Annotated in this window: 19 protein-coding genes; 2 read left to right on the top strand and 17 right to left on the bottom strand. The window is 63.5% G+C overall.

Annotated features, from left to right (window positions below; all coding sequences use genetic code 11):
- Window positions 1-31: 31 nt before the first annotated feature.
- From K6301_RS01645 to K6301_RS01605, 9 genes are all read right to left on the bottom strand, one after another.
- The gene (locus tag K6301_RS01645; RefSeq protein WP_247218866.1) at window positions 32-1,327 is read right to left on the bottom strand and encodes a flagellar hook protein FlgE; all 1,296 of its coding nucleotides are present in this window, start codon (window positions 1,325-1,327) and stop codon (window positions 32-34) included.
- Window positions 1,328-1,426: 99 nt separating this feature from the next.
- Window positions 1,427-2,101: a transcriptional activator Rem gene (rem, locus tag K6301_RS01640; RefSeq protein WP_134649698.1), complete on the bottom strand. Its 675-nt coding sequence runs from the start codon at window positions 2,099-2,101 to the stop codon at window positions 1,427-1,429.
- A 281-nt stretch (window positions 2,102-2,382) separates the two neighbouring features.
- The gene (locus K6301_RS01635) at window positions 2,383-2,922 is read right to left on the bottom strand and encodes a transglycosylase SLT domain-containing protein (RefSeq protein ID WP_425475362.1); all 540 of its coding nucleotides are present in this window, start codon (window positions 2,920-2,922) and stop codon (window positions 2,383-2,385) included.
- The gene (locus tag K6301_RS01630) at window positions 2,885-4,225 is read right to left on the bottom strand and encodes a flagellar hook-length control protein FliK (protein ID WP_247218864.1); all 1,341 of its coding nucleotides are present in this window, start codon (window positions 4,223-4,225) and stop codon (window positions 2,885-2,887) included. The genes K6301_RS01635 and K6301_RS01630 overlap by 38 nt, the downstream gene beginning before the upstream one ends.
- Complete coding sequence (gene motC, locus K6301_RS01625) at window positions 4,222-5,547, bottom strand: chemotaxis protein MotC (protein WP_247218861.1); 1,326 nt, start codon at window positions 5,545-5,547, stop codon at window positions 4,222-4,224. The genes K6301_RS01630 and motC overlap by 4 nt, the downstream gene beginning before the upstream one ends.
- Before the next feature lie 4 nt (window positions 5,548-5,551).
- Window positions 5,552-6,763, bottom strand: a complete 1,212-nt coding sequence (locus tag K6301_RS01620; RefSeq protein ID WP_247218859.1) for a MotB family protein — start codon at window positions 6,761-6,763, stop codon at window positions 5,552-5,554.
- Entirely contained in the window at window positions 6,760-7,413 is a 654-nt protein-coding gene (locus K6301_RS01615; protein ID WP_247218857.1) for a hypothetical protein, read from the bottom strand. The genes K6301_RS01620 and K6301_RS01615 overlap by 4 nt, the downstream gene beginning before the upstream one ends.
- A 305-nt stretch (window positions 7,414-7,718) precedes the next feature.
- Window positions 7,719-8,699 carry a flagellin N-terminal helical domain-containing protein gene (locus tag K6301_RS01610; protein WP_241600455.1) on the bottom strand — a complete coding sequence of 327 codons (981 nt, stop codon included), beginning with the start codon at window positions 8,697-8,699 and terminating at the stop codon, window positions 7,719-7,721.
- A gap of 306 nt (window positions 8,700-9,005) precedes the next feature.
- Window positions 9,006-11,114, bottom strand: a complete 2,109-nt coding sequence (locus K6301_RS01605) for a hypothetical protein (RefSeq protein WP_247218855.1) — start codon at window positions 11,112-11,114, stop codon at window positions 9,006-9,008.
- A 405-nt stretch (window positions 11,115-11,519) separates the two neighbouring features.
- On the opposite strand from K6301_RS01605, the gene K6301_RS01600 reads away from it, so the two are divergent.
- Both K6301_RS01600 and glf read left to right on the top strand, forming a co-directional pair.
- Window positions 11,520-13,571, top strand: coding sequence for an O-linked N-acetylglucosamine transferase, SPINDLY family protein (locus tag K6301_RS01600; RefSeq protein WP_247218853.1), 2,052 nt, complete (start codon window positions 11,520-11,522; stop codon window positions 13,569-13,571).
- Between the two features lie 14 nt (window positions 13,572-13,585).
- The gene (gene glf, locus K6301_RS01595; protein WP_247220449.1) at window positions 13,586-14,743 is read left to right on the top strand and encodes a UDP-galactopyranose mutase; all 1,158 of its coding nucleotides are present in this window, start codon (window positions 13,586-13,588) and stop codon (window positions 14,741-14,743) included.
- 78 nt (window positions 14,744-14,821) lie between these two features.
- Here glf and K6301_RS01590 read toward each other — a convergent pair whose 3' ends face one another.
- From K6301_RS01590 to flgA, 8 genes are all read right to left on the bottom strand, one after another.
- Window positions 14,822-15,811: a flagellin N-terminal helical domain-containing protein gene (locus tag K6301_RS01590; protein WP_247218851.1), complete on the bottom strand. Its 990-nt coding sequence runs from the start codon at window positions 15,809-15,811 to the stop codon at window positions 14,822-14,824.
- A 257-nt stretch (window positions 15,812-16,068) separates the two neighbouring features.
- Window positions 16,069-16,953, bottom strand: a complete 885-nt coding sequence (locus K6301_RS01585; RefSeq protein ID WP_247218849.1) for a flagellin N-terminal helical domain-containing protein — start codon at window positions 16,951-16,953, stop codon at window positions 16,069-16,071.
- A 238-nt stretch (window positions 16,954-17,191) separates the two neighbouring features.
- Window positions 17,192-17,938: a flagellar type III secretion system pore protein FliP gene (gene fliP, locus K6301_RS01580; RefSeq protein WP_247218847.1), complete on the bottom strand. Its 747-nt coding sequence runs from the start codon at window positions 17,936-17,938 to the stop codon at window positions 17,192-17,194.
- Window positions 17,935-18,474, bottom strand: coding sequence for a flagellar basal body-associated FliL family protein (locus tag K6301_RS01575; RefSeq protein ID WP_247218845.1), 540 nt, complete (start codon window positions 18,472-18,474; stop codon window positions 17,935-17,937). The genes fliP and K6301_RS01575 overlap by 4 nt, the downstream gene beginning before the upstream one ends.
- Window positions 18,475-18,497: 23 nt before the next feature.
- Window positions 18,498-19,208, bottom strand: a complete 711-nt coding sequence (gene flgH, locus K6301_RS01570) for a flagellar basal body L-ring protein FlgH (protein WP_247218843.1) — start codon at window positions 19,206-19,208, stop codon at window positions 18,498-18,500.
- Window positions 19,205-19,738: a MotE family protein gene (locus K6301_RS01565; protein ID WP_247218841.1), complete on the bottom strand. Its 534-nt coding sequence runs from the start codon at window positions 19,736-19,738 to the stop codon at window positions 19,205-19,207. Before K6301_RS01565 ends, flgH begins: the two co-directional genes overlap by 4 nt.
- Complete coding sequence (locus tag K6301_RS01560) at window positions 19,735-20,847, bottom strand: flagellar basal body P-ring protein FlgI (RefSeq protein ID WP_247218838.1); 1,113 nt, start codon at window positions 20,845-20,847, stop codon at window positions 19,735-19,737. The genes K6301_RS01565 and K6301_RS01560 overlap by 4 nt, the downstream gene beginning before the upstream one ends.
- On the bottom strand, window positions 20,847-21,356 hold the full coding sequence (gene flgA, locus K6301_RS01555; RefSeq protein ID WP_247218837.1) for a flagellar basal body P-ring formation chaperone FlgA: 510 nt from the start codon (window positions 21,354-21,356) through the stop codon (window positions 20,847-20,849). The genes K6301_RS01560 and flgA overlap by 1 nt, the downstream gene beginning before the upstream one ends.
- Between the last annotated feature and the right edge of the window lie 17 nt (window positions 21,357-21,373).

Below are 21,373 nucleotides of genomic sequence, written 5' to 3'. Positions count from 1 at the left end.
TTTCGAGTGCACGCCGAACCGTCATGCGACCTTATCTCTTGAGGTTGACGAGGACTTCCATGAGTTCGGAACCGGTCTGGAAGACCTTCGAATTGGCCGTGTAGTTGCGCTGCGATTCGATCATGCTCGTCAGCTCTTCGGCGATATCGACGTTCGAATCCTCCAGCGCGCCGGACAGGATCGTTCCGAAGCCGCCGTTACCGGCATAGCCCATGACGATGACGCCCGAATCGTTGCTCTGGGAGTAGACGTTGCCGGCGAGCGGCTTGAGGTTGTCGGGGCTCTGCACGTTCGCCATGGCGAGACGGTACTTCGGGGCGAGGTCGCCGTTTTCGTACTTGAGATAGACGATACCGTCGTCGCTGATCTCGTAGCCGGAAACACCGCTCGGACCGATGCCGTCGATATCGCCCTTGGCCGCGAAGGCCGACGCGAGCTGCGTGCTGCCGCCCGTCGCGCCGCCGATCGAAACCGTCAACGACTTCAGGACGGCGCCGTCGATCGGAAGTTCGTCCAGGACGAGGTCCGCAGGGCTTGCCGGCGTCTCGAGCTTGCCTTCCGCATCGAAGGTCAGGGCCTGGGGCGTGGCGTCGTCGACGCTGGCGACGATGGACGGCGGAGACGCACCGCTCATCATGTCGTAGATGTCGCCCGTCTCCGGATCGGTATAGGTGACCGTGACTTCCCATTCGCTGGTCGGCGGCGGGCCTGCGGTCGTGCTGACTTTCGTGTAGTTGAAGTCGAGCTTGCGCGTGTTGCCCAGGCTGTCATAAGCGACGAGCGACGTCGCCTTCTTGTAGCCATCAGCCTCGTTCGACGGCAGGTTGACATGCAGGTAGCCCTTTTCGGACGCCTTCACGTTCAGCTCGCCGGATGCGAGGTTGATCTTTTCGAGACCTGCAAAGCCGTTGATGACAACGGTCGGGTCTTCCGTCGAGGAATAGGGATATCCCATCAGCGTGAAGCCGGCGGAGTTCTTCAGCGTGCCGTCGCTCATCGGGGTGAAGGCGCCGGCGCGCGTCAGATACTCGACACCATCGGAACCCTGGACGATGAAGAAGCCCCGGCCGTTGATGGCAAGGTCGGTCGCCGACGTCGTGTAGGTGAACGTTCCCTGCGAGGAGATGGAGTAGCGGACATCGGTGGTCACACCGCCCGAATTGTACGCGCCGCCGGTCGTGGGAAGAATGAGCGAAGAGAACTGCGTCGCGGCCTTCTTGTAGCCCGTCGTGTTCGCGTTCGCGATGTTGTCGGCAACCGTGCTCAGGCGGTTCGCCTGAGCGTTCATGCCGGAAACACCCGTTCTCATCGTGCCGTAAAGACTCATGTCAAATCCCCGTTCGTCTCGTCTTAGCGACCCTATGGGACGGGCCTTGCGTGAAGCTGGCTGCCGGGGTCCGCCTGCCCCGCCCGCCGGCGGTGATCTTCAGCCCTGCCAGTCGATGCAGTAGCCAAGGAAGCGCTTGGAATCGATCGGGTCGAAACCAAGCTTCTTGCGCAGCTTCTTGCGCAGTTTGCTGATGTGGCTTTCGACGACGTTCTCTTCGACGTCCTCATCGAAGATGCCGTAGATCGCGTTGAAGATCTGCGACTTCGAAAGGCGTCGGCCGCGGTTGGCGACCAGGTATTCGAGGATGCGGCGCTCGCGGCGCGGCAGGGCGAAGACGTCGCCGGAAATTTCCGGGTCGCGGCCATCCGAGAAGACCCGGATCGGGCCGATGTCGGTGTGGTTGGCGAGCGCCTTCAGGCGACGACGGATGGCCGCCGCACGGGCCAGGATCTCACGGGGGTGAACCGGCTTGCGCACGACATCGTCGACACCGCTGTCGAAGAAGGCAAGCGTGGTTTCCAGGGACGGCGTGTCGCTGACCGCGATCACCGGCGCCTGCGAACGATCACGGATCGCCCGCGGCAGCTCCATGGAGAGCTGGCACTGGCCGATCAGGAACGCTTCGACCGCGTCGATATCGGAATCGGCGGCGGTGTTGACCCACTCGCCGAATTCACGGGGATCGAACCCCGTCGAGGGCACGCCCTCGCGACCAAAAAGAGAAGTATAGCCGTCTTTAACGAGCTCGCGCTCATCAACCACTACGATCATTCGTCCGCCTCCGAATCAGTGTGGTGCTTCGTTAAGGCAGTGGTACGAATCGGGCGAATCAGCAGCAACTAGAGAAAGTGAGTGGGTGGAATTAACAGTTGATTAACCAATGCGTGCCGATTTGCTCTAGATGTAGTGGCTAATGAGCCATTTTACCACTACTTTCTCGTGGAAAAGTTAACAAAGGTTAACGCGCGTCCTTGCCCTGCCCAAAACGCGGCACATTCCCGCCACATTCCGGCACACATCGCCTCATGGCAACTATTCAACTTTTAGTCGAATTATTGACAGAACTGTTTCGCGTTCTGCGTCCAGCTCCCGTAGCCGGTTGCAACCAGGTTTGCGATCACCCGGCAGACATAGCGCTTCTGCGCAGGGTCGTTGTTGGGACCGGCGTGGTAGCGTGCAACGGCCATCGTCCACGTTTCGTGGCGGGCATGCAGCCGCGCGAGGAATGCGGCTGCGTATTCGACATTCTTGCGCGGATCGAACATCTCCGCCGGCGAGGTGAAGTGCTCGCCGTGGAAATGGTGGTTGATCTGCATGCAGCCGAGATCGATCAGCTTTGCACCGCGCCCGCGGGCAGCCTGGAAAACCTCGAGCGCCTCCTCCCGGCTGCGGCCGAAATAGGCCTTGCCTTCGATGTTGAGGGCGAAAGGCTGGAGCGACCCCTTCCGGCCGGTCTCCGTCAACCCGACCGAATAGAGGATGCCGGCCGGAATGTCGTATTTGGCGGCCGCGGCCAGGATCTCCCGCTCGCAGCTGCCGACGGCAGCCTGCGCGTCAGAGATAGACGCCGCCAGGCCGATGAGACTGGCCACCAGAAAGGCCAGGCGCGTTGTCCGTCGTATTGTCCTCACGGGAGCCTCCCTGCCCTGCAAACGAGCCCGAACCTTCACCACCGCTCCGGCGGCCGTCTTCGCGCGCCTGCGGCTGGTTGGAGAATTGTGGCTGCTGATCGCCACCGCCCTGCGTATTGGCGCTGCGGTCGACAGGCGAAAGCTGCACGCTCACCTGATCCACCGCAAAGCCCTGTCCGCGCAATGCGCGCACGATGGCGTCCTGATCGTCGTTGAGTTGGCGATAGGCCTCGCCCGTCTCCACCTGCAGGGAAACGACCAGCGCATCGCCATGCAGGCGCAGCGTCGCCGTCACGAGGCCGAGCTCGATCGGGTTCATCTGGATCTTCAGCGTATTGACGACCTTGCCCGTGGCGGCCTGCTCGTGGCCGATGCCGCTCGTCGCGCTCAGCGAGGTCGCCCATTCGGGGTCCTGTGTGATCGCCGTCGTTACGGCGGCCGCGTTGCTGGTCTGCGCCAGGCCGATATAGCGGCGCGCCTCGACAACGGTGACGGCCTCGCCCCTCGGACCGGTCGGATTGGCGTCGCGCAACGTCGCGCGGTCACCCGAACCGGAAAGGCTCAAATCGAGGTCGCGTCCCTTGCCATCTGCGCGCATGATCCGGAAAAGCTTGTCCGTTTCGGACTGCGGCAGCTCGCCGCCATCGGTGTCGGCGAGGGCCGAAGCGTCGCCCTTTGCGGCGCCGTCGGCGGAAGCCGCGACCTTGCCGGATTTCACGCCCGGTTCGCCCCGTCCCTCGTGGGCCGGGCCGGAAATGGATTTCGCGGCACCCGCCAGGGCTGCCTGCGGCATCGCGTTCTGCGCGCCGAGCAGTTCGAGCAGATTGCCGACATCGGTCTTTTCTGCGCCTTCGGCTTTTGCCTCAGGATGCTCTTCATCCTCGACCGGCACGATTTTCCCGTCGTCTTCGGTGGTCCGCACCTTGCGGCCGGACGCGGCAGCGCCCAGAAGGGCTGCAACCTTCTCCTCGAAGGACACATCCTCCTGCGGTTTGCTGTGCGTTTTGGCGGGCACCGTCATATCGTGGCGGCCCACCTTCACACGGGGATCGGCAGCCTCGTCTTCGCCCCGCTCGCCTTTGCTCGATATGGATATCCGAGCGCCCTTGTGACCGCTCTGGCCCTCGCGCCCGTGAAGGCTGGCGATCGCGTGGGAAAAGCCGTTCTCGTCCGCGCCGCCGGCGCCGTTGCCGTCGCCCGCCTTGCCCTTGCCGGGAACAGACCCCGACACGATGCCCAACACACCGCTACCGATCGTGCTCATGTGCCTTCTCCCTCCAGTAGCTTGTCGATCTCGTCCAGCTTCGACCGGCCGTCCGATACGAAGCTGTCGAAGGCGGGATCGACACTCGCCCGCTCTTTCTGGTCTTTTGCGTCTTTCTGCGGCTCGCCCGCAGCGCTGTCGGCCACGGCCGCGTCGTCCGTCGGCATTTCGCTCGGCCGTGCAGCCGTCTCCGCCGCGTCAAGGCTGTCATAGGACGCGTCCTCGCCCTCCGGCACCGTCGTGACGAGAGGCTCGGCCTTCTGGGCGGACGCGACCGGCGCGCGCAGAACCTCTTCGGCGACGGCGCGCGCGGCCTCCTTCAAGGCGCGGTCCTTGACCGAAAGCTTGTCATCGGGAATGGCGACGATCGTCTCCATGGCCGAGGCGACATCGCCCGAGGGCACAGACGCCAGGCCCGAATAGAGATCCGCCAGCACTTTCGGCACGCTCTCGCCGTCTCCCGACAGGATCTGGGCGCGTTCGGCCGCCAGCGACGCGAGCTTTTTCTGGCCGGAGATCGCGGCAAGCCGCGCCATGCGCAGATACACCTCCCGCTGGCGCGGCACGTCCATGAACGACAGGACCTCCAGAATATCCTTCTCGTCGAGCTTGTCGAAATGATCGACCGCCAGCGTCACGAACAGATCGGCGAACTGGCTGGCATAGGGCGAGCGCAGGTATCGACGGGCATAGCGGTTGGCATAGGCCATGCTGCGGTCGACCCAGCCGGCCTGGCTGGCAATATAGATGGAGCGGCGCAGCGCCGCCTCCTCGACGATGGTGCCCGGCGCGACGAGCCGCGCCCAGTCGAAGTAGCTCAGCGCCAGCGCCGGGTCCTTGCGCAGCACGGAGTTGGCCGAAATGAGCGCCAGATAGGGCCCCACCCGCGAGCGCTTGTATTCCGGGAAGATTTCGGCCAGCGACTTCACGCTCTGGCTGCCGGTTCCGCTGAGATAGTTGCGCAGCGCGTCTGTAAGACGGGAATCGAAATGGCCGTCGACATCCTTCCTGATCAGGAATTCCAGCGTATCGGGATTGCCGCCGCTCATGGCATAGACCAGCGCGGCATCGACATTGCGGGGATCGTCGAAAATCGTGGATTCCGCCGTGCGCAGGCGCTCGTCGATGGTCGTCAACAGGAAGCGCTGCATCTCCATGGCCGAGTGGTCGCCGAGCACCACCGTATCCTGCACGAACTGCAGCGACCGGATCATCTTGTAGGGCGCCAGGTCGTCAGGGCTCTGGGCGCGCGCGGGCACGACGGCCGAAAGGCCAGCCGCCAGAACCGTTCCCACCAGAAGGAGGCGCGCGAATGGCTTCATCGTCTCAGCCACCCTCGGCCTGAATGAGGATTTCGATGCGGCGGTTGGCGGCGGCCATCGGATCGTCTGCCACCTTCAGCCGGCGATCGGCAAAGCCGGTAACCTGGCTGACGCGCTTTTCCTCCAGCCCGCCGCGGACCAGCATGTAATAGGCGCTCTGCGCGCGATCCATCGACAGCCGCCAGTTGTCGTTCTTGCCGCCGGCAAAGGGTCTCGCATCCGTATGACCGCGAATGGCGATCGCACCCGGCCGTCCTTCGAGGATCTTGCCGATCTTCTCCATGGCGAGCACCATCTCCTGCCGCGGCACGGCCGAACCGATGTTGAACATCGGCGTATCGAGCTGGTCGGTCAGGCTGACGAGAAGGCCGCCTTCCGTGGGCGTGACGGTCAGGCCTTCGGCAAGCTTGCCGATCGTGCCGATCTGGCTGGTGATCTGCTGCTTCAGCTCTTCCGCCTGCTTTTCCTCCGTCGCCTTGGCTTCCTCAGCCTTGGCGGCCTCCTCGGCCTTCGCCTGCGTTTCGGCATCCGCCTGTTTCAGCGCATCTTCCACCGTGCGATCGGTATCGACGGCAGCCATCTGCGTGGCGGACTGGTCCTTGTTCGGGCTTGCTTCGCTGCCGGCATCGGTCGCCTGCGAGATTTCCACCTGCTGCGTCCAGAAATCGGGATCGAACGGGTCGCGGTACGCCTCGCCGCCATTCGCGCCCGTGGCGGGACCCGAATTTGCGGCGCCGCCGTCGCCCTTGGCGCTCACATTCGCCTGCTGGCCGACCTCCTGCGCGATTTCGGACAGGACGGAATAGGGATTGTTGAAGAAGTCCGCCTCGGAATACTGCGTCTCCTCGCCGGCCGTCGTCTTCTTGTCCTTGCCGTCTTCCGCGGCGTTGCCGCTTTCCTGCTTCTGACCCTGTTCCTTGGACTTGTCCTGCGTGGCCTCGCCTTCGGCCGTATTGGCAGGCTTCTTGACCGATTTCTCGGCCGGTTTGTCGTCGGTCAGCTTGATCGGATTGAAATAGGAGGCGACCGAGGCTTTCGTTTCCTCATTGGCCGCATTGACGAGCCACATGACGAGGAAGAACGCCATCATGGCCGTCATGAAGTCGGCATAGGCGATCTTCCAGGCGGCGGAATGATGATCCCCGTCATGGTCGCCGTGGCGTTTGACGATGATGATCTCGTTCTTGCCGTGGTGATGATTTTCGCCGTCGCTCATCCAAGCACCTTGCTGACGGTGTCGGCCCAGGCGGCCATCCGCGTTACCAGAACGGCGTCACCGAATTCCACCGTCAAATCCACATCCTGCACTTCGATGTGCCGGAAGACCGGCATCGGCTCGTTGAAATGCGATTTCAGCTGGTCGAAGAGGTCCGCCGGCCCCTTCACCGTGATCGTCACGCCCTCGCCTTCCTGCAGGCCTTCGGCGATGACGCGGGCGAGATCGGAAACCGCACCCTGCGTCAGCACCTGGCTCATGACCGGTGCCAGCACCTGGGCGGCCTGGGCGGCAACGCTGTCGGCCACCGCGGCGGTGAAGGCGGAAAAGCGCTCGGCCAGCGCCTCGGCATATTCCTGTTCGTATCGCACCTTGAGCGATTCGAGCGCCGCCTGATGCGCGCTTTTCAGGGCCGCCAGCTCGGCCTCGTGCCGCGCCAGAAGCTCCGCCTCGGCAGCCGATCGGCCTTGTTCGAACGCGTCGGCCCGCTCGGCCTCGACGTCTACGGCAGGCAAGGCAGGCGCGATTGCAAAGGGCTCCGTCGCTGCGCCGTCATCCCGCTGCGCGAAGCTCGACGGCTTGAAAAGCGGCGCCGGCGGGCGGGCGGGTGCGCTGAAATCCTTGAGATAACGGGCGAGATGCACACTCATGCCGGCACCCAAGAAACCGCATCGTGCCCGACGAACGTGCAAAAGGCCCGGCGGGGGGACCGCGGACCGCTTGAACGCTCGCTCTCGAAAACACTTGTACCTGACAACACCGGTGACCTGTCTCCTGGACATAGCGCCCTCCGGGAGGCGGAAAGCGCACAATCTTCCTGATCGTGCCATCGAGCCTAGGGGTTCAAACTTGTGCGAGGATGAAGGGTGCTGGGCCGCGCCAGGGCAAATAGCGCGACCCAGCCGCCCGTCCGGCCGATGACCTGCGGCCGGGCGGATGGAAACCTCTTGGGCTCTTACTGGCGGAAGAGCTGGAGGATGTTTTCGGCGCTCGAATTGGCGATGGACAGCGACTGGATGCCGAGCTGCTGCTGGGTCTGCAACGCCTTGAGGCGGGTCGATTCCTCGTTCATGTCGGCGTCCACCAGGCGACCGATGCCCTTGTCGATCACGTCGCCGAGCGTGGCAACGAAGCTTTCCTGCATTTCGATGCGCTTGGTGATGGCGCCGAGCGTGGACGCCGCGTTGGTCAGGTCCTTGAGTATGAAGTCCGTGACGCTGATCATCGCGTCCAGTTCCTCATAGGTCGTGTCGTTGGTGATCTCGATCTCGGTGCCGGTGTCGGGCGTGGCCGAGTCGATCGTCTTGCTCATGTCGATCAGGTAGTAGTCGCCCGTGAGCGCCGTCGGATCGGATGCCAGCGTCGAGGCGTCGATCGCCTTTGTCAGATAGCCGTCGGCGGGGTTCTCGACATCGATCAGCACGGAATTGGCGGTGTCGAAGTCCAGCGTGGCGACCTTGACGTTGCCGTCGGCCGAGCGAACGAAGGAGGCGACGACGGACTTGATGCCGAGCGCATCGGTGCCGGCGTTGTAAAGCCAGTTCTCGCCGGAGAAGGACGCGGACTGCGCGGCCGAGACCAGCTGGTTCTTCAGCTCCTTGATTTCATCGTTGATCTTCGTCTTGTCCACGCCGGGCTCGCGGGCGGCGACAAGCTTCGCCTTGATCTCGCTGAGCACGTCGATGACGTTTTCCAGCGCCGTATAGGCGGTATCGACCTTGGCGGCGCCGAGGCCGAGCGCGTCGGCGACGGTAGAGATGGCGCGGTTGTCGGACCGCATGGTCGTGGCGATCGACCAGTAGGCGGCATTGTCGGCGGCGGTTTCGACGCGCAGGCCGGAGGAGACGCGCGCCTGCGTCGTCTGCATGTTGGTGTCGATGGAACGGAGCGTCTGCAGCGCCGCCATGGCGGCGGAGTTGGTCAGAATACTGGTCATTGGCACTTGCCCTGAAATGAAGTGTCGGGGACATGCCGGAGTGAGGCGGGACCGGTAACGCGGAGGGGCTTCATGCATCCGACGCGCTTGTTTGCCCTGGCGTCGGTCCAACGTTCTTAAGCATTGGTTAACGGGGAAAGGTTAACAAATGGTTAATGCCGTTAAGGAAAGCTTAAGGGAGATTACGGAAGCGTAAATTCGAACGATGTCAGGACGTTCTACAGCGCACGCGCGTGTGCAAAACAAAAACGACGCGACCGAGGTCGCGCCGTTTGTGTCGTTGGATGCTGCCGGGGCAGCGAGGGCTCAGGCGTTGCTTTCGGCGTAGGCCGCGATCACCGCGAGCAGGACGTCGTTCTGCATGGCAGCGACCTGCTGGTCCGTGAAGGACTTGATCTGGGTTTCGCCGAGTTCTTCCACCTGCTCCACGGTAAGACCGGAGACCGCCTTGACATTGATCGCTGCGATCTCGTCATCCGCGAAGGTTGCGAGGGCGGTCTTCGTGAAGGCGCCGATCGCCGTGGAGGAGAGAACTGCGATCTGGTCCTTCGTGAGGGCGGTCGCCTGCGCGTCGCTGAACTCACCGATCTGCGTTGCGGTCAGCGCTGCGGCCTGCTTGGTGGTCAGCGCCGCGACCTGGGCATCGGTCAGAGCCTGGATCTGCTCGACCACCAGAGAAGCGACCTGCGCGGTCGTCAGGGCCTTGACCTGCGTTTCCGTCAGATTTGCGATCTGCTCGGTGGGATCGAGTGCAGCGACCTGCGTCGTGGTCAAGGCGGCAAGCTGCTTGTTGTCGAGGTAAGAAACGTCGATGGCCTTGATCCGATCGGCATCGAGGCCGGCAATCTGCTTCGTCGAAAGTGCCTTGACCTGGGCTTCAAGCAGTTCCTTGACCTGCGCGTCGGGGTCGAGCGCGTTCAGCTGCGTAACGTTCAGCGCCTGGATCTGCTTGTCCGTCAGCGCCTTGAGCTGGGTGGCATCGAGACCGGCGATGTGCTGGTCGCTGAGGCCGGCGAGCGACTTCGGCTTGATCAGGGCGATTTCGGCATCCGTGAAGGTCTTGAAGTCTTCAGCGGAGATGGCGGCGAGAGCCGTGGCGCTCAGAGCGGCGACCTGGGTTTCCGTCAGGTTGGTGGCGAGGTCACCGGTGAGCGCGGCAGCCTGTGCTGCCGTGATCGAAGCGACCTGCTTGGTGGTCAGGTCGTCGATGAGGGTCGCATCGATCGTGGCGATATGGGTGGCGGTCAGGCCGGTGAAAGCCTTGACGCTAATGGACTGAAGCTGGGCGGCATCGAAATTCTTGATCTGGTCCGCATCACCGAGAGCGGTGATGGCAGCGGCGTTGAGGCCGGCGATCTGCGGAGTTGTCAGGTTCTTGACCTGCTCGTCGCCCAGGGCGCCAAGCTGGGCCGGCGTGAAGGCCGCAACCTGCTTCGGCGTCAGGTCCGCGATCTGCGTGTCGCCGATCTTGGTGACATCCAGGGCCTGAAGCTGCGCCGTCGTCAGAGCCTTGACCTGGGTGGCGTCAAGCGCCTGCACCTGGGTAGCGCCGTCGAGGTCGCCGATCTGGGCAACCGTCAGTGCAGCGATCTGCTTGGCGGACAGGTCCGTGATCTTGGTGCCGAGATCGGTAACGTCGAGAACCTTGACCTGTGCGGCAGTGAACGCCTTGATCTGCGTGGCGTCGAAGGCGCCGAGCTGGGTGGTGGCATCGAGAGCGGCGACCTGCGTATCCGACAGCGCAGCGATCTGCTTGGCAGTGAGGTCCGTTGCCTTGGCGCCCAGAGCCGAGATATCGATCGACTTGACCTGAGCGGCGGTGAAGGCCTTGACCTGCGTGGCGTCGAGGGCAGTGAAGGCGTCGGCGTCGAGCGCGGCGACCTGCGTGGCGGTCAGAGCGGCGATCTGCTTCGTGCCCAGCTTGCCGGAGGTGACGAGCGTCGTTGCGTCCGCATCGGAAAGGGCGGCGATCGTCTTGGTGCTGATTGCGGCGATTTCGTCGTCGGCAAGCGCGGCAAGACCACCGGTCAGCGCGATGATGCCGCTGATGGCCTTTTCGTCGAGCGCCTTGATATGCGTCTTCGTCAGAGCCGTGACCTGGGCGACGTCGAAGGCGTCGTCGTTTTCAGCGTAGATTGCCGAAACCTGGGCGGCGGAAAGGTTCGAAACGCCGGTGCCGATCGCGGTGATCTGTTCATCCGACAGGCTCTTGACAGCCGAGACGGAGATGGCCTTGAACTGAGCGGCCGTGAAATCCTTGACGCCATCCTTGTTCAGGGAGGCGAGCTTTTCGCCGTCGAGCGTCTTGATCTGCGCTGCGGACAGCGACTTTACGTCGTCAGCCGTCAGGCCGGCGAGAATAGTCTTGTCGAGAAGGGCGAACTGGGCGGGCTTAAGGGCGGAAATAATCGACATCGTGTCTACCTCGGTGCTTGGCCAAATGTGATTCTTCGCAAGACACAGCCGCAGCATGAGGACAACGGTCTCTCATGCTTGCTCCAAGGATCGCTCCGGACGTGTGAACGCCAGGAATCCTGCAAGACGAAGAATGTTTAAGGAGGACATGGCTCGCACGAGCCTGCGCATCGGGGCGTCATGCTTCCGGGCGCTTCGAATGAGCCCGATCCCTATGCCAGCAGCCGCCAGTTTCCGCGACTGGTGCCAGTGTTAGAATACAACCTTTAATTTCCGATTAACGGCGCATGCCATGATCCCAAAAACGAACAGGGGCGGCCAGCCCGAAGCAAGTCTGGGCGGCTATGACGGCAAGACCCTTCAACTGCCCAAATCGGGCTGAAAGGCCGATGCCGACAGGATGCCATGACTGCCAATTCCCCCGTAGACGCCGTGCCGGGCAACCCGCTTCTCGAACTCATGGCGCGCGCCCGCAACCAGCAGCTTGCGCTTGCCGACCTTTTCCAGTCTGCGGAGAACCTTTCGGCGGCCGGGCATCGACCCGCGGCCGCGGAGATCTACAAGCTCTGGATCGCGTTCAACGACAAGAATCCCCTGCTGCATCTCGCCTATTTCAACTACGCCGTCACGCTTTCGTCGCTTGGCGATACCGCTGGCGCCATGCATGCGCTGCGCGCCGCGATCCGCATCGAGCCGCAATTCGGCCAGGCCTATATCAATCTTGGTCGGACGCTCGAGGATTGCGGCCTGATCGGACCGGCCGTCGAGCAGTGGCAGGCCTATGCGGATGCGACCGCCGACGTCACGCCGGACAGGATCACCCACCGGCTGCTCAGCCTGCAGCATATCGGCCGCGTGCTGGAGGGGGCGGACAGGCTGGAGGAAGCCGAAGCCGCGCTCTGGCAGGCGATGGAACTTGCGCCGACACGGCCGGAAGCGGCGCAACACTGGATTTCGCTGCGCATGCGCCAATGCAAATGGCCGGTGTTGCAGCCTTCCCTTTATGTCACGCCGAAGCAGTTCATGGAGGCGATGTCGGCGATGTCGATCGCCTGCTATGCCGACGATCCCCTCTTCCAGATGGCCAAGGCCTATCGCTACGCCCGCACGACCGTTGGCCGTCCGGCGGACCTGGCCGCGTTCAGCCCCAAGCCGGTGCGGCAGAAAACCGGCACCGGGAAGCGGCTGCGCGTCGGCTACCTCTCCTCGGACCTGCGCCAGCATGCCGTGGGCTTCGCGCTGAGCGAGGTGCTGGAGCTGCATGACAAGGCAAGCGTGGAAATCTACGCCTATTATTGCGGCGATCCGGCGCCTCTCGATCCCACACAGGCGCGTATCCAGCGGGCCGTGGATCACTGGCGCGACATCGCCAAGCTGAACGACCTTGACGCCGCGCGGATGATCGCCGACGACGAGATCGACGTGCTGATCGACGTCAACGGCTATACGAAACACGCGCGCACCGCGATCTTCGCCTACCGGCCGGCACCAGCGATCGTGAACTTCTGCGGCTATCCTGGCACCATGGCGAGCCCCTACCACCAGTACATGATCGCGGACGAGCGCATCGTGCCGCCGGAAAACGAGCTTTATTATACCGAGAAGGTTCTGCGCATCCCCTGCAACCAGCCGGTGGACCGCGCGCGCCTCGTCAATCCCCGTCCCACGCGGGCGGAAGCGGGGCTGCCGGAAGATGCGTTCGTCTTTGCAAGCTTCAACGGCATGCAGAAGATCACCGCCCCCTGCTTTGCGCGGTGGATGACGATCCTTGAAGCGACCCCCGGCAGCGTGCTGTGGCTGCTCGCCGGCGACGACGTAGCCAACGAGCGCCTTCGCAGCCGCGCGGCAGAAAGCGGTATCGCGCCGGACCGCATCATCTTCGCCGGCAAGGCGCAGAACCCGGATCACCTGGCCCGCATCGGACTTGCCGATCTTTTCCTCGACACCTTCCCGTACGGCGCGCATTCGACCGCCGCGGACGCCATTACGCAGGGTCTGCCGGTGCTGACCGCGGCGGGCAAGAGTTTTGCCGCGCGCTTCTGCGCCAGCATCGTGGCGGCCGCCGGGATTCCCGATCTGATCTGCAACGGGCCGGACGATTATGTGCGCGCCGCCATCGCGCTGGCGCAGGATCCGGGACGGCTTTCGGATATCCGACGCTCCCTCGAGGAGCAGCGCGAGACCTGCGCATTGCGCGATACCCCAGCGCTTGCGCGCCGGCTCGAGGCGATCTTCTGGCAGATCCAGGGCGAGGCGGAACGCGGTGAAACGCCGATACCGGACCTGCGCAACCTCGACATCTACCACGAGATCGGCACCCAACTGGCCGCCGCGGAAATCGAGTTCGAGGATGACGCAAGCTACCGCGCGCGCTACCGGGCCGAGCTCGCCGCACTCGACGCCTATGCGCCGCTTCAGCCGGATGCGCGCCTGTGGCCCGCGAACGCAACGACCTGAAACGGGGACGGCGGATGCGGGCGAAGGACAGGATACTCGTCGTCGGCGCCGGGCTTTCCGGTGCCATCATCGCCCGGGAACTGGCGCAGGAGGGGTTTCAGGTCGAGGTCATCGATGCGCGCGACCATGTCGCCGGCAACTGCCATACGCAGCGCGATCCCGATACCGGCGTCATGGTGCATGTCTATGGGCCGCACATCTTCCACACCGACGACACGCAGGTGTGGGACTATGTCAACGGCTTCCAGACCTTCCGGCCCTACAAGAACCGGGTCAAGACAGTGAGCGGCGGGCAGGTCTATTCACTGCCCATCAACCTGCACACGATCAACCAGTTCTTCGGGACATGCTTTCGCCCGGACGAGGCGCGCGCCTTCGTGGAAGCGCAGGCCGATACCTCCATCACGGAGCCCAGGAGCTTCGAAGAGCAGGCGCTTCGCTTCGTCGGCCGCGATCTCTACGCGGCCTTCTTCGAGGGCTACACCCGCAAGCAGTGGGGCTGCCCGCCCGCGGACCTGCCGGCCGCCATCCTCAAGCGCCTGCCGGTGCGCTTCAACTACGAAGACGACTATTTCTCCCACGCCCATCAGGGCATGCCGGAAGACGGCTATACCGCCATGGTCGACAACATCCTCGATCACCCTGCCATCACGGTGAAGCTGGAGACCCGCTTCGACCGGACGCAGAGCGATGGCTTCGCCCATGTCTTCTACTCCGGCCCGCTCGACGGCTATTTCGACTACGGCCATGGCCGGCTGGGCTATCGAACGCTGGATTTCGAGCGCTTCACCCATCAGGGGGATTACCAGGGCTGCGCGGTGATGAACTATGCCGACCTCGCGGTGCCCTATACCCGCATCACCGAGCACAAGCATTTTTCGCCGTGGGAGGTTCACGAAGGATCGGTTTGCTACCGGGAGTTCTCGCGTGCCTGCGGTCCCGACGACATCCCATACTACCCGATCCGGCTCGTCGAGGAGAAGGCGCTGCTTGCCGACTACGCGGCGCTCGCCGAGCGCGAGACCGGCGTCACTTTCGTCGGGCGGCTTGGCACCTATCGCTATCTCGACATGGACGTCACCATCCGGGAGGCGTTGGATACGGCGTGCCTTTACCTCCAACGGAGGGCAACGGGCGGCGTGATGCCGGCCTTTCTTCACGCGCCACTCTGACGGGCGCCCCGAAACGGCAAAGGCCCCGGCTGAGCCGGGGCCTTCGAAACTGCGTCAAACTTTCTATCCGTCTTCCGATTAACGGAAGAGCGAGAGAATGCCTTCCGACGAGGAGTTGGCGATCGAGAGCGACTGGATGCCAAGCTGCTGCTGGGTCTGAAGGGCCTTGAGGCGGGTGGACTCTTCGTTCATGTCGGCATCGACCAGGCGGCCAACGCCCTTGTCGATGGCGTCCGTCAGCTTGTTGGCGAAATCTTCCTGCAGGTTGATGCGCATGGAGATCGAGCCGAGCTGCGAAGCAGCCTTCGTCATCTGCTGGAGGCCGGCTTCCACGAGCGACAGGGCGTCGGCCATGTCGGCGTCCGTGTAGTCGGTGATCGTCATGTTGACGATGGTCGTGGCAGCATCCCAGTCGGCGGAAGCAGCCGTTACGCCGAGATCGTCGATAACCGAGCCGAGGATACCGCCGGCGCTGGCCGTATGATCGTCGGTGTCTACGGTCGAGAACAGAACGTTGGAGTTCGTGCCGGCGCTAACGTCCGGCAGATCCTGCAGGGTGTAGGTCGTGGTGCTGACCTTGACTGTGCCGTCGGCGCTGCGGATGAAGCCGGAGACGACGGTCTTGTCGGCAACGTTGGTCGGGTCGGTGTTGGTGTTGTCGTATACGAGCCAGTTCTGGCCGTTGAATGCGGCGCCGCTGGCGATCGAGACGAGCTGCTGCTGCAGCTGCGTGATTTCTTCCTGAACCTTGGCCTTGTCGACGCCCTGTTCGGTGGCGGCGGTTACCTTGGCCTTGATTTCCTTGACGACGTCGATGGCGGCTTCCATGCCGGCATAAGCGGTATCAACCTTGGCGGCGCCGAGGCCGAGAGCGTCCTGAACAGCGGAGAGAGCCATGTTGTCCGAACGCATCGTGGTCGCGATGGACCAGTAGGCGGCGTTGTCGGAGGCTTCGCCGACGCGCATGCCCGAGGAAACACGATCCTGCGTGGTTTCCATGGAGCTGCCGATCGAACGCAGGGTCTGGAGAGCGGACATAGCCGCGACGTTGGTAAGAATGCTGGTCATGAGATGCGTGCCCCTTGAGTGGCTGACTGAGGAAGGGCATTCCGGATGTTAGCCGGGGAACGGTGGTCAGCATCATGCCTGCTAACCGGTTAAGTTTCTTGGTTAACCCACCGTTTCGATGGGCCAAGAAAACCGCAATAAAGTTAATGAAGTCTTGAGCGCGGAAAAAAAATGCAAAAAGCCGCCCCCGTCACCGGGAGCGGCCTTTTCGAAGGTGGGGCGCGGGTCAGCCCTCCGCGCCTTCCTCCATCCGTCTATTAACGGAAGAGCGAGAGGATGTTCTGCGAGTTGGAGTTCGCGATCGACAGCGACTGGATCGCCAGCTGCTGCTGGGTCTGCAGGGCCTTGAGGCGCGTGGACTCTTCGTTCATGTCGGCGTCGACGAGGCGGCCTACGCCCTTGTCGATGGCGTCGGAAAGCTTCGAAGCGAAGTCTTCCTGAAGCGTGATGCGCTTGGACAGCGAGCCGAGCGTCGAGCCGACGGTCTGCATGCTGGACAGGGCGGTTTCGACCGTGTCGAGGTGGGTGGCCATGGCGGCGTCATCTTCGGTGCCGTCGAGTTCGATGGCCAGGACGTTGGCGAGGATGCCCGAGGCGTCGTCGACCGTGCCGGTGGCCGGGTCATAGGCGCCGAAGAGCGAGCCGGCCTGGGCGTCGTAGGTCGCGGTCGTGACCTTGACGGTGCCGTCGCTGCCGCGAACGAAGCCGGTTACGACAGTCGCGTCGTCCGCACCGCCAGCCAGCCAGTTTTCGCCGTTGAACGTGGCGCCGGCGCCGATGCTCTTCAGCTGTTCCTGGAGCTGCTTGACTTCTTCCTGGACCTTGACCTTGTCGACGCCCTGTTCGGTTGCCGTGACGAGCTTGGCCTTGATTTCCTTGACGACGTCGATTGCGGCTTCAACACCGGCATAGGCCGTGTCGACCTTTGCGGCGCCGAGGCCGAGGGCGTCCTGAACGGCGGAAAGGGCTGCGTTGTCGGAACGCATGGTGGTCGCGATCGACCAGTAGGCAGCGTTGTCCGAAGCCGCGCCAACACGCATGCCGGACGAGATGCGGCCCTGCGTCGTTTCCATGTCGTTGTTGATCGTGCGCAGCGTCTGAAGAGCCGACATTGCAGACGTGTTGGTGAGAATGCTCGACATTGTAGTTGTCCCTTTGAACGAAATACTGGTGGGGACATACCGGACTGAAAAAAACTTACCGGTTACGACGGTCGGCCTCATGCCAACTCGGTGCTTCAACGCAGTGAAGGGAAACCAAACCCGTCGTGTTGAGGCAAAAGTCGCAGCCAATCCTTGCCAACTCCTTAAGTCGGAAGGAAGCATTCAACCCGTTGAAAAACAGGGTAAATAGCCGGTAAAGCGCTATGGTTAAGAGGGTCTAACTGAACGACCGCACGAGGCTGCCGACAAGCAGGTTCCAGCCGTCGATCAGCACGAAGAACAGGATCTTGAAGGGCAGCGAGATCGACGTCGGCGGCAGCATCATCATGCCCATCGCCATGGTGATGGTGGCGACGATCAGGTCGATCACGAGGAAGGGCAGCACGACCAGGAAGCCGATCTCGAAGCCGCGGCGGATCTCCGAGATCATGAAGGCGGGAATGACGACGCGCAGGTCCGCGACATTGTCCTGGACGACCGTCTGGCCGCGTTCTTCGGCGAGCGAAATGAAAAGTTCGATGTCCTTGTCGCGCGTATTGGCGACCATGAATTCGCGGAACGGCTCGGCGATGCGTTTGGCAGCCTCCGTCTCGTCGATCTGATTGGCGATCAGCGGTTCGACGCCGTTCTGCCATGCGCGGTCGAAGGTCGGGGCCATGACGTAGAAGGTCATGAACAGCGCAAGCGAGACGAGAATCATGTTCGAGGGCGTGGTGGCAAGGCCCATGCCCGAACGCAGGATCGAGAAGGCGATGACGAAGCGCGGAAAGCTTGTCACCATGATCAGGATACCGGGCGCGACCGACAGAACGGTCAGGATGCCGAAGGTGCGGATGATCCAGGACGCCGCCGAACCGTCGATGGGCGCATTGAGGAGACCACCCGGCAGTTGCAGCTGCTGCTGGGCATAGGCCGCACCGGTCATCGCCATCATGGCGACAAAGGTCAGGAGGACGCGAATCATTCGATCACAAAGGTTCGGAACATAACGTTGGTTACGCGCCCTTCGGACCTGAGGTCAACCCGCTCCTGGAGGTCATCCCGGAGATATTGGAAGCCGCGTGGTCCCTGCACCTGCTGGAGCGACACCGTGCGCATATAGGCCAGGATATCCTGGTGGATTTCCTCCGCCAGGGCGACATCCGGCGCGTCCTTGAACATCAAGGCGACTTCGAGCCGCACGCGGTTATCGGAGGGATAGGCGAGATTGCTGGTGATCGGGTCGAGAAGCACGATGCCGTTCGCGGGCGTGGAGATGTGCGGCACCTCCTGCCCCTCCGCGCCCTTCCCGCCGCCACCGTGGCCGCCCCCACCATGACCGCCCTCGGCGGCAGCGGCTGCCGGCTCGGCCTTGGCGACCTCCTCCGCGGGCGGTGGGGCGAGCATGTTGCCCACAAGCCAGCCGCCGCCGCCTGCCAGGAGCGACAGCACGGCGATGACCGCGATGGTGATGACCGGAGAGGACTTCTTCTTCTCTGTGCCCTGATCGTCGTCCGCCATGTGTTTCTTTCCGTATTCGAGCGTCAGATCGGCGAGAACAGGTCGAGCGCCTGCTGGCCCCATGGCGGCTGCTGCACCTCGGTCAGGCGGCCGCGGCCGCCATAGGAGATCCGGGCCTCGGCAATCCGCTCATAGGCGATCTGGTTGTTGGCATCGACATCCTGCGGCCGCACGATGCCGGCGACGTTGAGAATACGCAACTCATGGTTGACGCGCACTTCCTGCGAACCGCTGATGAGAAGGTTGCCGTTCTCGATCACGCCGGTGACGACGGCGGCAACGAGCAGGTTCAGCTTTTCCGAGCGTTCGGTCGAGCCGTCACCCTTCGTGCTCGTCGATGACCCGAATTTCAGATCGCCTTCGGCATCCACGCTGCTCGAGCTGGTCTGGCCGGTGAGGCCGAAATTGATGCCGCTCTTGTTGGTGCGCGAGCGGTCGGTCTTGTTGTCGAAGCTCGCCTTGTCATTGACGCGAATATTGACCGTCAGGATGTCGCCGATCTTGAAGGCGCGCGAATCCTTGAAGAGAGCCGACTGCTGGTCGCTCCAGATCGAGTAGCCGGAAACCGCCGTGCGGGGCTGCTTGGGATACATGGCCATCTGCGGCGTGGCGGCATAGTTGAGGCCGCTGCCGATGGGGCTCATCGCCGGCGCCTTGCCGATCTCCTTGATCGCCTGGTTTGAGCAGCCGGACAGGGCCAGCGCCACGGAAAGTGCGACGGCTGTCTTCTTCATGACGGGTCCTTTGACGTGTTCGCATCGCTCGCAGACGCGATGATGCGGGTGAGCATGGCGGCCTTGTCGGCCGGCATTTCCCCCAGAATGGTGCTCGATTGGCGCGGCGGCAGCTTCATCACGATGGCCGAAGCGATCTCGGGATCGAGTTCGGCCAGCTGCGAAGCCGCCGCGTCCGGCTTCATCTTGCGGTAGATTTCGACGAGGTTCGCCTCGGCGGACTTCAGGAAGTCGTTGCGCCGCTTCAGCCAGTCCTCGTATTCGGCCCGACGCGCCTCCAGCGTCTTGATGCGCTCGTCGACGCCCTTCTGGAGGTCCTCGAGTTCCTTCTTCTGGAGAAGGTAGCGCTGGTCGCGCGCGGCATCGGCGATGTTCGTGCAGAACTCGCGAATCTCGTCGGCGCTTGCCTTCGTCGTCATGATGACCGGGCGCTCCTCGGCGTAGGCGCCGGGAATGGCCAGCAGCACGACCGCGGCGAATGGCAAGGCCAGTCGCCGCAGAAGAGTGGATGTGGTCGTGCCTGTCGTCATTGCAGTACCAGTTCTGCCTGGAGGGCCCCTGCGGTCTTGATGCTCTGCAGGATGGAGATGATGCCATCGGGCTTGACCCCGATGCTGTTGAGGCCGGAGACCAGCGAGCGGAGGCTGGAGCCGTCGATCATCGCGACGTTGCCGCCTTCCTGCTGGACGAGGATATCCGTGTTCGGCTGCACCGCGGTCACGCCGCGTGAGAACGGCTCCGGCTGCACGACCTGCGGCATCTCGTTGACCTGCACGGTGAGCGTGCCATAGCTGACGGCGACGGGCGAGATGCGCACATCCTGGCCGATCACGATGGTTCCGGTCCGCTCGTTGATGACCACGCGCGCCGGCACGTCCGTCTCGACGACGAGGTTTTCGATATCCGCCATCAGGCGGGCGAGATCGGCCATCTTCGGCTTTGCGATATAGACCGACTGCGAATCGCGCGATTCGGCGATCGGCCCGCCGTACTGGGCGGCTGCATAGCGGTTGATCGCGTCGGCCATGCCGACGGCCGTGGAGAAATCGGGGTTGCGCAGTTGCAGCACGAGGTCGGCCGCGTCCTTGAAACGCGAAGGCAGCTCACGCTCGATGATGGCGCCGTTCGGCACGCGGCCGGCCGTGGTCACGCCCTGCTGGACGGTCGCGGCATCGCCGGCGGCGCTGACGCCGGTCACCACGATCGAACCCTGCGCGACGGCATAGATCTGCCCGTCGGCGCCGGAAAGCGAGGTCATGACAAGGGTGCCGCCACGCAGCGAAGCGGCGTCGCCGAGCGAGCCGACCGTCACGTCGATCCGGCTGCCGGGGCTGGCGAAGGGCGGCAGGTTCGCGGTCACGAGAACGGCGGCGATGTTCTTGGCGCGCGTCTGCGTGCCCACCATCGAGATGCCGAGGTTCTGCAGCATCGCGCGCATGGACTGTTCGGTGAAGGGCGAGGAGCGCATGCTGTCGCCGGTGCCCTGGAGACCGACGACGAGGCCATAGCCGATCAACTGGTTGTCACGGCCGGCCTGCAGCGAGGCCACATCCTTGATACGGGCGGCCGGCAAAGCCGGTCCCGCCGCGAGCATGACGCAGGCGAGGACGGCGACGGCACGAAGAAACAGGGCGCGCATCATTTCACCACCACATGGACCGTGCCGTCATCCATGACGGTGCCGGAGACGATCACGCCGGTATCCTTGTTGCGGACCCGCACCAGTTCGCCGACCGAGCCGTCCTGAAGCGGCGTTCCGGCGGCGCGCAGGACGAGCGATCCGTTGTCGAAGACCAGGCTGATCGTGGTGCCCCGCGCGACGGCGAAAGGTTCGCGAAGCGCCGACGTCAGGATCACGCGGCCGGGAAGCAGGGTCCGCTTGCTCACCAGCCCGCTGACCGCGCCGATGCTTTCCGCATAGCCCTTGACGATGTTCGGGTTGGTGACCTCGACCTCTTCGAGCTGGCCTGCATCAAGCGCCTCGCCGGGATAGATGATGCGCTTGGGCACGACGGCCATGCGGGCATCGGCAAGGGCCGCGTCTGCCACGAGGAGACCGGCCAGCACGGCGGATACGGTGAGAACCGCGCGGCGCAGTGTTGGAAGGGTCTTTCCCGTACGAAGGGCTTCTGTCAGGCGAAACATCATGTTCCCCGGGGTTCCGG

It is taken from the genome of Shinella oryzae, assembly GCF_023038235.1.
Taxonomy (GTDB): Bacteria; Pseudomonadota; Alphaproteobacteria; order Rhizobiales; family Rhizobiaceae; genus Shinella; species Shinella sumterensis.
The sequence above is the reverse complement of the archived record's forward strand: the minus strand, read 5'-3'. Positions and strand labels throughout refer to the sequence as shown.

What these genes read in the sequence shown, in the direction of transcription:
- K6301_RS01585 (WP_247218849.1), bottom strand. Translation starts at nt 16,953, where the DNA reads ATGTCGAGCATTCTCACCAACACGTCTGCAATGTCGGCTCTTCAGACG.
- K6301_RS01590 (WP_247218851.1), bottom strand. Translation starts at nt 15,811, where the DNA reads ATGACCAGCATTCTTACCAACGTCGCGGCTATGTCCGCTCTCCAGACC.
- flgH (WP_247218843.1), bottom strand. Translation starts at nt 19,208, where the DNA reads ATGAAGAAGACAGCCGTCGCACTTTCCGTGGCGCTGGCCCTGTCCGGC.
- K6301_RS01605 (WP_247218855.1), bottom strand. Translation starts at nt 11,114, where the DNA reads ATGTCGATTATTTCCGCCCTTAAGCCCGCCCAGTTCGCCCTTCTCGAC.
- fliP (WP_247218847.1), bottom strand. Translation starts at nt 17,938, where the DNA reads ATGATTCGCGTCCTCCTGACCTTTGTCGCCATGATGGCGATGACCGGT.
- K6301_RS01600 (WP_247218853.1), top strand. Translation starts at nt 11,520, where the DNA reads ATGACTGCCAATTCCCCCGTAGACGCCGTGCCGGGCAACCCGCTTCTC.
- K6301_RS01560 (WP_247218838.1), bottom strand. Translation starts at nt 20,847, where the DNA reads ATGCGCGCCCTGTTTCTTCGTGCCGTCGCCGTCCTCGCCTGCGTCATG.
- flgA (WP_247218837.1), bottom strand. Translation starts at nt 21,356, where the DNA reads ATGATGTTTCGCCTGACAGAAGCCCTTCGTACGGGAAAGACCCTTCCA.
- rem (WP_134649698.1), bottom strand. Translation starts at nt 2,101, where the DNA reads ATGATCGTAGTGGTTGATGAGCGCGAGCTCGTTAAAGACGGCTATACT.
- K6301_RS01630 (WP_247218864.1), bottom strand. Translation starts at nt 4,225, where the DNA reads ATGAGCACGATCGGTAGCGGTGTGTTGGGCATCGTGTCGGGGTCTGTT.
- glf (WP_247220449.1), top strand. Translation starts at nt 13,586, where the DNA reads ATGCGGGCGAAGGACAGGATACTCGTCGTCGGCGCCGGGCTTTCCGGT.
- K6301_RS01610 (WP_241600455.1), bottom strand. Translation starts at nt 8,699, where the DNA reads ATGACCAGTATTCTGACCAACTCCGCCGCCATGGCGGCGCTGCAGACG.
- K6301_RS01615 (WP_247218857.1), bottom strand. Translation starts at nt 7,413, where the DNA reads ATGAGTGTGCATCTCGCCCGTTATCTCAAGGATTTCAGCGCACCCGCC.
- motC (WP_247218861.1), bottom strand. Translation starts at nt 5,547, where the DNA reads ATGAAGCCATTCGCGCGCCTCCTTCTGGTGGGAACGGTTCTGGCGGCT.
- K6301_RS01645 (WP_247218866.1), bottom strand. Translation starts at nt 1,327, where the DNA reads ATGAGTCTTTACGGCACGATGAGAACGGGTGTTTCCGGCATGAACGCT.
- K6301_RS01575 (WP_247218845.1), bottom strand. Translation starts at nt 18,474, where the DNA reads ATGGCGGACGACGATCAGGGCACAGAGAAGAAGAAGTCCTCTCCGGTC.
- K6301_RS01620 (WP_247218859.1), bottom strand. Translation starts at nt 6,763, where the DNA reads ATGAGCGACGGCGAAAATCATCACCACGGCAAGAACGAGATCATCATC.
- K6301_RS01565 (WP_247218841.1), bottom strand. Translation starts at nt 19,738, where the DNA reads ATGACGACAGGCACGACCACATCCACTCTTCTGCGGCGACTGGCCTTG.